Below are 12,021 nucleotides of genomic sequence, written 5' to 3'. Positions count from 1 at the left end.
GCACGACCATGTCCCGCTCGATCCCCCGCCGCACCGCCGCAGCCGCGCTCGGACTCGCCACCGCCCTCGTCCTCGCCGCGTGCAGCAACCCCGACGACGGCGGCACGACCGAGGTCGCGGCAGCGTCGGGCGGCAAGACGAAGATCAACATCAGTCCCGACCAGAACCGCATCACCACCGACAAGGTCGACTCCATAGCCGCCGAGGTCCCGGAGAAGATCCGCAAGAGAGGCACCCTGGAGATCGTCAACTCCTCCGGCTCCGCCGCGCCTCTGACCTTCTTCGCCACCGACAACAAGACCATCATCGGCGTCGAGCCCGACATCGCCTCCCTGGTCGCCGACGTACTGGGCCTCAAGCTGCACATCAACACGGTGTCCTGGGAGAACATCTTCGTCGGCCTGGACAGCGCCAAGTACGACGTCGGCTTCAGCAACATCACCGTCACCGAGGAGCGCAAGGAGAAGTACGACTTCGCCACCTACCGCGAGGACAACCTGGGCTTCGAGGCGAAGAAGGACAGCGGCCTGAAGGTCAGTGGGCCCGAGGACGTGGCGGGCAGGACGGTCGCGGTAGGCAGCGGCACGAACCAGGAGAAGCTGCTGATCGAGTGGAGCAAGGAGAACGAGAAGGCCGGCCGCAAGCCGGTGGACATCAAGTACTACCAGAACGACAGCGACACCTACCTCGCCCTCCAGTCCGGCCGCATCGACCTCTACCTCGGCCCCAACCCGACCGCCGCCTACCACGCGGCCACCACCGGCAAGACGGAAGTGGTCGGCACGTACTCCGGCGCGGGCTCCACCCTCCAGGGCCTCATCGCGGCCACCACCAAGAAGGACAGCGGACTGGTCGAGCCGCTCGCCGACGCCCTCAACCACGTCATCGAGAACGGCACGTACGCGAAGGTACTCAAGCGCTGGGGCCTGTCCGACGAGGCCGTGACCAAGTCCGGGATCAACCCGCCCGGCCTGCCCAAGACCAACAAGTAGCCGACCCGGGGTGCGCGGGCCGTACGACGCCTGCGCACCCCCGCCTTGGTACAGGACACGAGGTCCCGCAAGCGAGTTCACCTCGCCGCTCATTCCCCGGCGTCAACAACACCACGGATCATCCGCACGTCCGCGAAGGAGTACGCGTGAACTGGTTCAGAACCCGTCATCCCGTCCGTCCCGTCCTGGTGACGCTGGGCTCGGCCGTCCTGCTGGCCGCATCCGTCACCGTCCCGTCCGCCACGGCCGCCGTGGTGGAGGAGCAGCCGCGTTCGTCCGTCGCGCTCGACTGGTACGACACGACAGCGGCCACCATCGCGGCGGACGCCGCCCCTACGCAGATCACGAACAGCCGCACCTGGGCCGTCAGCTGGCTCGCGGCGGCCCGAGCCACCCGCGTGGTGCCGTCCGGCGTCGACCGGGGCGACTTCCAGGACGCGGCCCTGGCGTCCGCCGTGCACGACGCTCTGGTGGCGCTGGTCCCCTCCCGCACTCAGGAACTGGACGCCGCTCTGCGCGCGACGCTTCAGGGCGTTCCCGACGGAGCGGCCGAGTCGAAGGGCGTGGCGGCCGGTGCCCGCCAGGCGCGGCTGGTGCTCGCCGCCCGCGAGGGTGACGGCCTCGACCCGGCCTCGGTCAACGCGCCGTTCACCGTCCCACCGGCGGCTCCTGGAGTGTGGCAGCCGACCCCGCCCGCCTACGCCCCGGCCGCGCAGTACGGCAACCGGCTCGCCCGGCCCTTCCTGCTGGACAGCCCCGACCAGTACCGGCTGCCCGCGCCGCCCGCCCTGGACTCCGCGCGCTACCGCGCCGATCTGGCCGAAGTCCGTACCCACGGGGCGGCGGACAGCACCGTACGCACGAAGAGGCAGACAGAGACCGCCACCTTCTGGCTCGGTTCCTCACTGACGCTCTACACCGAGCCGCTGCGGGTGGCCCTCGCCCGGTCGCCGCAGTCCAGCGCCGGACGGGCCAGGCTGGTGGCCCTGTTCCACGTCGCCTCGGTGGACACGCAGATCGCCACCTCCGACAGCAAGTACGCCTATCTGCGGTGGCGCCCGGTCACGGCCATCCGTACCGGCTCGATCGCCCCCGACCCCACATGGACGCCGCTGCACACCACGCCGGCCCACCCCGACTACCCCAGCGGCCACAACACGTACTCGGGCGCCGCGGAAGCGGTCCTCTCGGCGCTCGTCGGGCCGCGCACAGCACCCTTCCAGCTGATCAGCCCCACCGCCCCCGGCGTGACCCGCACGTACACGACCTGGAGCCGACTGTCCCAGGAGAACGTGGACGCCCGCGTGTACTCCGGCATCCACACCCGCTCGGCCGACGAGGCCGGTCTCGTCCTCGGCGAGCGGGTGGCGACGCACGCCCTGCGCAACGCCGCGCGCCTGTTCGGCCCGCTGTGAGCGGCACCGGCACCCCGCCCCCACTCGGTGCCAGGTGGCATCTCCCGGCGCTCGGGCCTCACACAGACCTCCAGCGCGTGGCCGGCGCGCTCTGTTGTTCCTGACCCGTTCCTTCCCCGCCGGTGCCTCCTCCTGTCCGAGCCGGGGGCCGGTGCTCTCGTCACGGACTTCCAGGAAGGTACCCACTCGTGTCCTCAACCCCTCCTTCTTCCCTGCACCTCGCCGTCGCCCTGGACGGCACCGGCTGGCATCCCGCCTCCTGGCGCGAGCCGGTGTCCCGCCCGCGCGACCTGTTCACCGCCGGATACTGGGCCGATCTGGTCGCCGAGGCCGAACGCGGGCTGCTCGACTTCGTCACCGTCGAGGACGGCCTCGGCCCGCAGTCCTCGCACTTCCTGGAACCGGACGAGCGCACCGACCAGGTCCGCGGCCGACTCGACGCAGTCCTCATCGCCTCCCGCGTCGCACCGTTGACCCGGCACATAGGTCTGGTGCCGACGGTGGTGGTCACGCACACGGAGCCGTTCCACATCTCCAAGGCGATCGCCACCCTCGACTACGTCAGCGCCGGCCGTGCCGGCCTGCGCGTACAGATCACGGCCCGCCCGAACGAGGCGGCGCACTTCGGCCGCCGCACCGTCCCGCCCATCGAGGCCTACGACCACCCGGACGCCCGGGAGTTGGTGGCCGACCTCTTCGACGAGGCCGCCGACTACGTGGAGGTCGTGCGCCGCCTGTGGGACAGCTGGGAGGACGACGCGGAGATCCGGGACGCGGTCACCGGCCGCTTCGTCGACCGCGACAAGCTCCACTCCATCGACTTCGAGGGCAGGCACTTCAGCGTCAGAGGCCCTGGCATCACGCCCCGCCCGCCGCAGGGCCAGCCCATCGTCAGCGCCCTCGCCCACGACACCGTCCCGTACCGGCTGGTGGCCCGCGCCGCCGACGTCGGATACGTCACCCCGCACGACGCCGACGAGGCCCGCGCCGTCATCGCCCGGATCCGCGCCGAACAGAACGCCGTGGGGCGAGCCACCGAACCCCTCCATGTCTTCGGCGACCTGGTCGTCTTCCTCGACGACGACCCGGCCGCCGCGACCGCCCGCCGGGAACGGCTCGACACGCTCGCGGGGCAGCCGTACACGAGTGATGCCCCCATCTTCACCGGCACGCCCTCCGAACTCGCCGATCTGCTACAGGAGTTGCACAGCGCCGGACTGACCGGTTTCCGGCTGCGTCCCGCCGTCGCCGGCCACGACCTCCCGGCGATCACCCGGAAGCTGGTCCCCGAACTGCAGCGCCGGGGCGCCTTCCGTCACACCTACGAGGCCGACACCCTGCGCGGCCTGCTGGGCCTGGCCCGCCCCGCCAACCGCTACGCCGCTGCCTGAGCCGGAAGGATCCCCGACCGATGACCAAGCCCTTGAAGCAGATCCACCTGGCCGCCCACTTCCCCGGAGTCAACAACACCACCGTGTGGAGCGACCCGAAGGCCGGCAGCCACATCGAGTTCAGCTCCTTCGTCCACTTCGCGCAGACCGCCGAACGCGCCAAGTTCGACTTCCTGTTCCTCGCCGAGGGCCTCAGGCTGCGCGAACAGGGCGGCAAGATCTACGACCTGGACGTCGTCGGCCGCCCCGACACTTTCACCGTCCTCGCCGCGCTCGCCGCCGTCACCGAGCACCTGGGCCTGACCGGCACCATCAACTCCACCTTCAACGAGCCCTACGAGGTCGCCCGCCAGTTCGCCAGCCTCGACCACCTCTCCGGCGGGCGCTCCGCCTGGAACGTCGTCACCTCCTGGGACGCCTTCACCGGCGAGAACTTCCGCCGCGGCGGCTTCCTGCCGCAGGAGGAGCGCTACTCCCGCGCGAAGGAGTTCCTGGCCACGGCGAACGAGCTCTTCGACTCCTGGCACGGCGACGAGATCCTCGCCGACCAGGAGACCGGCGCCTTCCTGCGGGACGCCAAGGCCGGAGCCTTCGTCCACACCGGGCAGCACTTCGACATCCACGGGCAGTTCAACGTGCCGCGCTCGCCGCAGGGCCGCCCGGTGATCTTCCAGGCCGGCGACTCCGAGGAGGGCCGCGAGTTCGCCGCCTCCGAAGCCGACGCGATCTTCAGCCGGCACGCCACCCTCGAAGCAGGCCGGGCCTTCTACGCCGACGTCAAGAAGCGCCTCGCCAGATACGGCCGCCGCCCCGACCACCTGCTGATCCTGCCCGCCGCCACCTTCACCCTCGCCGACACCGACGCCGAGGCGGAGGAGCTGGCCAAGGTGGTGCGCCGCCGGCAGGTCAGCGGCGCCACCGCCCTCAAGCATCTGGAGTTCGTCTGGAACCGGGACCTGTCCTCCTACGACCCGGACGGGCCACTCCCCGACATCGACCCTGATGTCAGCGACAACCACATCTCCAAGGGCCGTGCCCAGGTCCGCATGTACCGCGACCCGCTGGCCACCGCCCGCGAGTGGCGCGAGCTCGCCGCCGCGAACAACTGGTCGATCCGCGACCTGGTCATCGAGACCGGCAACCGGCAGAACTTCATCGGTTCGGCCGAGACGATCGCCCGCACCCTCAACGCGTTCGTGCAGGCCGACGCAAGTGACGGCTTCATCCTCGTCCCGCACATCACCCCGACCGGCCTCGACGAGTTCGCCGACAAGGTCGTCCCGCTCCTGCAGGAACAGGGCGTGTTCCGCACCGAGTACGAGGGCCCGACCCTGCGCGACCACCTCGGCCTGGCCCACTGACCGCTTCCGCGAGGTCCCGCGCTGACCGGACTGGTCAAGGTGTGGGCCACCCTCCGTCTGCGGGACCGGGATCTCCACGTGCCCACCGGAGGTGCCCGTTCCGGCCAGCAATGAGTGTGCATGCGAACGGAGTTGACGGCGCCCGTATCATGGAGAGGAAACGCATCAACGCCCACCCCGGGCCGTGAGCCGGGTAGGCCGAGCGGGGGAAGAAAGGTGCGTGCCCGATGACGATCGGGCTTCTCTCCACGATTGCCGCTGTGTTCTACGGGGGCACGGTTTCGATCCTCGCCCTGACCGCGACCTTCGCGCGGCGCCGCAAGCTGCGGTGTGAAGCGCGCAGCACCCTCGCCGTCCTGGTGCCGGGACGGCCGCCGGAGTCGCAGCAGGTGGACCGCGAGCCAGGAGGTCCCCATGGCACGGGCCCGCGCCATTGACCCGGACGGCCGGAGCCGGCCGGAGGCCGCCGTGCGCGGCACCCAGGGCAGGGCCATACGGTCGACGCGGTGGTGCGGCACCTGGGTGACCAAGGTCTGCTCGGGCCGCTTCACGAAGGGGCGTCGCACGTGCGGGCGTTGCGCACGAACAGCCGGTGCAGATCGCGGACTGCCCGGGGGACCCGGCCGGAAGGGCGGCTCTGCGGGACCAGCAGCACGTCGGTCACCTCGTGCGCGAGCGGCCGTGAGGTAGTTCACCAGCCCCAGATCGAAAGCGCCCTCCAGCAGCCCGCGATGGATCTCGGACTGCTGCGCGCCGACCAGCTCGCCCCGGACCGCTTGCGCTCCAGCAGGTCCACGCCCAGCTCGCGCTCCAGATTGCGCACGGTCTCGCTGAGCGCCGGCTGGGACAGGTGCAGTTCCTCCGCGGCTCGCCGCAGTGAACCCGACCGGGTCACGGCCGCGAGGTATTCGAGCTGTTCTATACGCACGACAGCGGGGCCGCCCATCGCCGCCGACCGGGTTCAAGGGAATCCCTGTCACAACCTCGTGAATTCCTGCTCTCAGCATGTGGAATCAGCTCCGGGCATTCTTGACCGGCCGGACCTCCCGCTGCTTTGATCGATGACATGAAGCGACAGGACCTCACGCGGCGACGCCATGTCGACCTTGCGCGTGTCTCCAGCTCCTGTTGTCGCTGTCGGGCCTGAGCGCACCCGAGGGAAACCCTCGCACTCGCGCTGATCTTTCTTCGTGAATTCCACTGCAAGCCGTTGTCCGCGGTGATTTCGGCTTTTCCCGGGAACGTCGTCCCCGCACGTCCGGATCCCGGTCACTGAACACGTTTCCCTGTCGCGCATGCGCCCCTCTCGCGTGCGTACTCATGCCAGGAGTCTCCCCATGCCCGAATTCCCCGCAACCGACCCCGTCCGCTTCGCCTACTGGGTCCCGAACGTCAGCGGCGGACTGGTCACCAGCACCATCGAGCAGCGCACCGACTGGGGCTACGACTACAACCGCGAACTGGCCGTCCTCGCCGAGAACAACGGCTTCGACTACGCCCTCAGCCAGGTCCGCTACATGGCCAGCTACGGCGCCGAGTTCCAGCACGAGTCGACCAGCTTCAGTCTCGCCCTGCTGCTTGCCACCGAGCGCCTGAAGGTCATCGCCGCCGTCCACCCCGGCCTGTGGCACCCGGGTGTACTGGCCAAGCTCGGCGCCACCGCCGACCACCTGTCGGGCGGACGCTTCGCCGTCAACGTCGTCAGCGGCTGGTTCAAGGGCGAGTTCACGGCCCTCGGCGCACCCTGGCTGGAGCACGACGAACGCTACCGCCGCGCGGAGGAGTTCATCACCGCCCTGCGGACGATCTGGACCGAGGACCACGCCGAACTCGCCGGTGACTTCTACCGGGTGCGTGACTTCTCCCTCAAGCCCAAGCCGCTGAACACCGCCGAACGTCCGCACCCGGAGATCTTCCAGGGCGGTAACTCCACCGCCGCCCGGGCCATGGCGGGCCGCGTCTCCGACTGGTACTTCAGCAACGGCAAGGACTTCGACGGCGTCACCGAGCAGATCGCCGACGTCCGTGCCTCCGCCGCCCAAGCGGGCCGTACGGCACCGAAGTTCGGCCTGAACGGCTTCCTCATCGCCCGCGACACCGAGGCCGAGGCCCGCGACACGCTCCGCGAGATCGTCGCCAAGGCCGACACCCCGGCCGTGCACGGCTTCCGAGACGCCGTCCAGCAGGCCGGGCAGTCCACCGCCGACGGCAAGGGCATGTGGCAGGACTCCAGCTTCGAGGACCTCGTGCAGTACAACGACGGCTTCCGCACCGGTCTGATCGGCACCCCCGAACAGATCGCCGAGCGGATCGTCGCCTACAAGCGGCTCGGCGTCGACCTCTTCCTCCTCGGCTTCCTGCACTACCTGGAGGAGGTCGAGTACTTCGGCAAGCGCGTGCTGCCCCTCGTACGCGAACTGGAGGCCCGGCAGCCGGAGTCCGAGCCCGTCGCCGCCCGCGCCTGACCACCCGTGCCCGGCACCGACCGTGAAAGAGGTATCCCCATGAGCACCGTCGCACCGAGCGACTGGAAGACCGCCCCCGCCCCGACCGACGCCGCCGGCTGGATCGCCCGCGCCGCGGAGGTCGCCGCCGTCCTCGCCTCCGACGCCGCCGCCCGGGACAAGGCCGCCGCCACCCCGTACGCCGAGGTCCGGCTGCTGAAGGAGTCCGGCCTGGTCACCCTCCTCGGCCCCGTCGAGCACGGCGGCGCGGGCCAGGACTGGCCCACCGCCTACCGGGTCGTCCGCGAGGTCGCCAAGGCGGACGGTTCCATCGGCCAGCTGCTCGGCTACCACTACCTGTGGAACTGGGCCGCCCGGCTGGTCGGCACCCGCGAACAGTGGGAGCACGTAGAGGCCGAGGCCGCCCGCAACCAGTGGTTCTTCGGTGGTGCGGTCAACCCGCGCGACGAGGACGTGGTGGTGAGGGACGAGGGCGACACGCTCACCTTCACCGGCCGCAAGACCTTCTCCACCGGCAGCAAGGTCTCCGACGTCACCGTGCTGGAAGGCGTCCTGGCCGGCACCGACGACCACGTGTTCGCCATCGTCCCGTCCGACAGCGAGGGCCTGACCTTCCACGACGACTGGGACAACATCGGCCAGCGCCTCACCGAGAGCGGCGGCGTCACCCTCGACGCCGTACGCGTCCCCTGGTCGGCCGCGGCGGGCTACGTCGACAAGCGGTTCCAGCCGCGCGTCTACAACACCCTCAACGTGCCCACCATCCAGCTCGTCTTCGTCAACTTCTACCTCGGCATCGCCGCCGGCGCGCTGGAGACCGCCGCCACCTACACCCGGACCAAGTCACGTCCCTGGCTGCACGGCGGCCACGAGCAGGCCGTCGACGAGCCGTACGTCATCGACATCTACGGTGACCTCACCGCCAAGCTGTGGGCCGTCGAGGCCCTGGCCGACGCCGTGGCCGCCGAGGGCCAGAAGCTGCACGACGACCCGGACGCGGTCACCGAACAGGCCCGGGGCGAGTTCGAGGTCCGGGTGGCCGCGGTCAAGGCCCGTGCCACCGACGTGGCCCTGGACGTCACCCACCGCATCTTCGAGGTGACCGGCGCGCGTGCCACCGCCTCCGCGGAGGGCCTCGACCGCTTCTGGCGCAACGTCCGCACCCACTCGCTCCACGACCCCGTCGCCTACAAGCGCCGCGAGGTCGGCCGCCATGTCCTCACCGGCGAACTGCCGCAGCCCACCTGGTACTCCTGAAAGGTCCTCCCATGGCCACCATCCTCTCCGTCTCCGGCAGTCCGTCCGCCACCTCCCGCACCGCCCGGCTGCTGCGCCACCTGGACGACCGGCTCACCGCGCAGGGTCACGAGGTGATCCCGTTCGACGTCCGGACCCTGCCCGCCGAGGCGCTGCTCGGGGCGGACTTCCGGCACCCGGAGATCATCCGGGCCACCGCCCTGGTCGAGCGGGCCGACGCGCTCGTGGTCGGTACCCCCGTCTACAAGGCCGCCTACTCCGGGCTGCTGAAGTCCCTGCTGGACCTGCTCCCGCAGTACGCGCTGGCCGGCAAGACGGTGCTGCCGCTGGCCACGGGCGGCTCCACCGCCCACGTCCTGGCCATCGACTACGCCCTGCGCCCCGTGCTGAGCTCCATGGGTGCCACGCACATCGTCCCGGGCTGGTTCACCCTCGACAAGGACCTCACGGTGGGCGACGACGGCTCCCTGCTCGTCGCGCCGGGTTCGGCCGAGGCGCTGGCCCAGGTCACGGACCTGTTCTCCGCCGCGCTGGGCGGCCGTACGGCCCGCCTGGCGGCCACCGGATGAGCGCCCCGGTCGTGATCGGCGGTGACGGCGAGGCCCTCGCCGTCGCCGCCGGTCTGGCCGCGGACTTCCGCAAGGACGCCGCGGAGCGGGACGCGGTACGCCGGCTGCCGCACGCGGAGCTGGAACGGCTCTCCGCCTCCGGGCTGCTGGCCGTCACTGTCCCGGCCGAGTACGGCGGCGCGGACGTCCGTGCGGAGACGCTCGCCGAGATCTTCCGGCTGCTGGCCGCCGCCGACGCCAGCCTCGCCCAGATCCCGCAGAGCCACTTCGTCTACGTCAACGTGCTGCGCCGGCAGGGGACGCACGAGCAGCAGAAGTTCTTCTTCGGCGAGGTGCTGCACGGCAAGCGCTTCGGTAACGCCCAGTCCGAGGCGGGCACCAAGCACGTGCAGGACATCCGGACCAGGCTCGCCCGGCGCCCGGACGGGTCGTACGTCCTCGACGGCGTGAAGCACTACTCCACGGGCGCGCTGTTCGCCCACTGGATCCCCGTCCTCGCCCGCGCCGACGACGACACCCTGCACGTGGCGTACGTACCGCGCGACGCGCCCGGCCTCACGGTCGTGGACGACTGGGACGGCATGGGACAGCGCACCACCGCCAGCGGCACCGTCCGCCTGGAGTCGGTGTCCGTCCCAGCCGATCGGGTCGTGCCGCACCACCTCACCTTCCAAGGCCCCCAACTCCACGGGGCAGTAGCCCAGTTGTTGCACGCCGCCATCGACGCGGGCATCGCCTCCGGCGCGCTCGCGGAGGCCGTGGACTTCGTCCGCACCAAGAGCCGGCCGTGGTTCGAGAGCGGGTTCGAGACGGCCGCGGAGGACCCGCTGCTCGTCCAGCGGTTCGGCGAGCTCGACCTCCGGGTCAGGGCGGCGCGGGCACTGCTGCGTGAGGCCGCCCGGACGGTCGACGCCGCCCGGGACGACCTGACCGACGACTCCGCAGCCGAGGCGTCGATCGCGGTCGCCGCGGCCAAGGTGAGCGCGGCAGAGGCGGCAGTGGAGGTCGGCAGCGCCCTCTTCGAGGTCGCCGGCACCCGCGCCGCCCTCGACTCCCTGGGCCTGCACCGCCACTGGCGCGACGCCCGCACCCACACCCTGCACGATCCGGCCCGCTGGAAGGTCCAGCACATCGGCCGCTACCTCCTGAACGGCACCCGGCCGCCCCGGCACGGACTGCTCTGAACGGGCCCTTGATCGGAGATGCCCCCATGTCCCTCACCTTCCACTGGTTCCTGCCCACCAACGGCGACAGCCGCCACGTCGTCGGCGGCGGCCACGGCACGCCCGCCACCGCGTCCGGCCGCGACCGTCCGCCGTCGGTCGCCTACCTGAGCCAGATCGCCCGCGCCGCCGAGGACCTCGGTTTCGTCGGCGCGCTCACCCCCACGGGTGCCTGGTGCGAGGACGCGTGGCTCACCACCGCGATGGTCAGCCAGAACACCGAGCGGCTGAAGTTCCTGGTCGCCTTCCGGCCCGGCTTCGTCTCACCCACACTCGCCGCGCAGATGGCGTCCACCTTCCAGCGGCAGACCGGCGGACGGCTGCTGCTCAACGTCGTCACCGGCGGCGAGAGCCACGAACAGCGCGCCTACGGCGACTTCCTCGACAAGGACGACCGGTACCGCCGCACCGGCGAATTCCTCCAGATCGTCCGGGAGTTGTGGCAGGGCAAGACCGTCGATCTGGTCGGCGAGCACCTCCAGGTCGAGGACGCCACGCTCGCCCGGGTGCCCGACCCGGTCCCGGAGGTGTACTTCGGCGGCTCCTCACCGATCGCCGGCGAGATCGCCGCGCGTCATGCGGACGTCTACCTCACCTGGGGCGAGCCGCCGGCCGCCGTGGCCGAGAAGATCGCGTGGATCCGGAGGCTGGCAGCCGAGCAGGGACGCACCGTCCGGTTCGGCATCCGGCTGCATGTCATCACGCGCGACACGTCCGAGCAGGCCTGGGCGGAGGCGAACCGGCTCGTGGACGGCTTCGATCCCGAGGCCGTCAAGGCAGTCCAGGCGGGCCTGGCCCGCAGTGAGTCCGAGGGGCAGCAGCGCATGCTCGCCCTGCACGGCGGCAGCCGGGACGCCCTGGAGATCCACCCGAACCTGTGGGCCGGCATCGGGCTGGTCCGGGGCGGCGCGGGCACGGCGCTGGTCGGCAGCCACGAGGAGGTCGCCGAGCGGATCAAGGAGTACGCGGCCCTGGGCATCGAGGAGTTCGTGCTCTCCGGCTACCCGCACCTGGAGGAGGCGTACTGGTTCGGCGAGGGTGTGCTGCCCCGGCTGGCCGAGGCGGGATTCTGGACGCACCCGGACGGCCCGGTGCGCGGGGGCGGCGCGGCGGAAATCCCGTTCGCGGGCGGGGCGCGGTAGGCGGGCGGGGCCGAGGCGGGAAGGTGGGGCGGGGCAGCTCCCGGCCCCGGGTCATGGCGACGGTGCAGCCCTCGGCCTGCAGGCCGGCGCGCGCATCCGGCGGCAAGCGTGGCCGGCCGTGAGCGAGCGGCAGGCGCGGCCCAGCAGACCCGGCCGGGCCGCCCCCGCCCAGGAGGAGCGACGGCCCCCGGCGGCCCGCCTCGAAC

The 12,021-nt window shown here is 71.3% G+C and carries 11 protein-coding genes and 1 pseudogene; 11 read left to right on the top strand and 1 reads right to left on the bottom strand.

Annotation, left to right across the window (positions count from 1 at the left end):
* Window positions 1-8: 8 nt before the first annotated feature.
* From ACFV20_RS34725 to ACFV20_RS34705, 5 genes are all read left to right on the top strand, one after another.
* Window positions 9-992: an ABC transporter substrate-binding protein gene (locus tag ACFV20_RS34725; RefSeq protein ID WP_385664570.1), complete on the top strand. Its 984-nt coding sequence runs from the start codon at window positions 9-11 to the stop codon at window positions 990-992.
* Between the two features lie 146 nt (window positions 993-1,138).
* Window positions 1,139-2,407 carry a vanadium-dependent haloperoxidase gene (locus tag ACFV20_RS34720; RefSeq protein ID WP_385664568.1) on the top strand — a complete coding sequence of 423 codons (1,269 nt, stop codon included), beginning with the start codon at window positions 1,139-1,141 and terminating at the stop codon, window positions 2,405-2,407.
* A 188-nt stretch (window positions 2,408-2,595) separates the two neighbouring features.
* Complete coding sequence (locus ACFV20_RS34715; protein ID WP_385664565.1) at window positions 2,596-3,798, top strand: LLM class flavin-dependent oxidoreductase; 1,203 nt, start codon at window positions 2,596-2,598, stop codon at window positions 3,796-3,798.
* Between the two features lie 20 nt (window positions 3,799-3,818).
* Window positions 3,819-5,159: an NtaA/DmoA family FMN-dependent monooxygenase gene (locus ACFV20_RS34710; RefSeq protein WP_385664563.1), complete on the top strand. Its 1,341-nt coding sequence runs from the start codon at window positions 3,819-3,821 to the stop codon at window positions 5,157-5,159.
* Between the two features lie 227 nt (window positions 5,160-5,386).
* Window positions 5,387-5,596 (top strand): hypothetical protein, encoded by a 210-nt coding sequence (locus tag ACFV20_RS34705; protein WP_385664560.1) that lies wholly within the window; start codon window positions 5,387-5,389, stop codon window positions 5,594-5,596.
* Window positions 5,597-5,910: 314 nt separating this feature from the next.
* Here ACFV20_RS34705 and ACFV20_RS34700 read toward each other — a convergent pair.
* Window positions 5,911-6,087 (bottom strand): annotated as a pseudogene (locus tag ACFV20_RS34700) (LysR family transcriptional regulator); the annotation flags it as partial.
* 138 nt (window positions 6,088-6,225) lie between these two features.
* Here ACFV20_RS34700 and ACFV20_RS34695 point away from each other — a divergent pair.
* The 6 genes from ACFV20_RS34695 (at window position 6,226) to ACFV20_RS34670 (ending at window position 11,815) form a co-directional block, all read left to right on the top strand.
* Window positions 6,226-6,306 carry a putative leader peptide gene (locus ACFV20_RS34695; RefSeq protein WP_358839838.1) on the top strand — a complete coding sequence of 27 codons (81 nt, stop codon included), beginning with the start codon at window positions 6,226-6,228 and terminating at the stop codon, window positions 6,304-6,306.
* 190 nt (window positions 6,307-6,496) lie between these two features.
* A complete protein-coding gene (gene sfnG, locus ACFV20_RS34690) occupies window positions 6,497-7,624 on the top strand; it encodes a dimethylsulfone monooxygenase SfnG (protein WP_385664557.1) in 1,128 nt (375 codons plus the stop codon).
* 39 nt (window positions 7,625-7,663) lie between these two features.
* Window positions 7,664-8,881 (top strand): acyl-CoA dehydrogenase family protein, encoded by a 1,218-nt coding sequence (locus ACFV20_RS34685; RefSeq protein ID WP_385664554.1) that lies wholly within the window; start codon window positions 7,664-7,666, stop codon window positions 8,879-8,881.
* 11 nt (window positions 8,882-8,892) lie between these two features.
* Window positions 8,893-9,450 (top strand): NADPH-dependent FMN reductase, encoded by a 558-nt coding sequence (gene ssuE / locus ACFV20_RS34680; protein ID WP_385664551.1) that lies wholly within the window; start codon window positions 8,893-8,895, stop codon window positions 9,448-9,450.
* Complete coding sequence (locus ACFV20_RS34675) at window positions 9,447-10,634, top strand: SfnB family sulfur acquisition oxidoreductase (protein WP_385664549.1); 1,188 nt, start codon at window positions 9,447-9,449, stop codon at window positions 10,632-10,634. Before ssuE ends, ACFV20_RS34675 begins: the two co-directional genes overlap by 4 nt.
* A gap of 26 nt (window positions 10,635-10,660) precedes the next feature.
* The gene (locus ACFV20_RS34670; RefSeq protein WP_385664546.1) at window positions 10,661-11,815 is read left to right on the top strand and encodes an LLM class flavin-dependent oxidoreductase; all 1,155 of its coding nucleotides are present in this window, start codon (window positions 10,661-10,663) and stop codon (window positions 11,813-11,815) included.
* Window positions 11,816-12,021: the final 206 nt, after the last annotated feature.

The sequence above is a fragment of the Streptomyces sp. NPDC059696 genome (genome assembly GCF_042733745.1).
Taxonomy (GTDB): Bacteria; Actinomycetota; Actinomycetes; order Streptomycetales; family Streptomycetaceae; genus Streptomyces.
The sequence above is the reverse complement of the archived record's forward strand: the minus strand, read 5'-3'. Positions and strand labels throughout refer to the sequence as shown.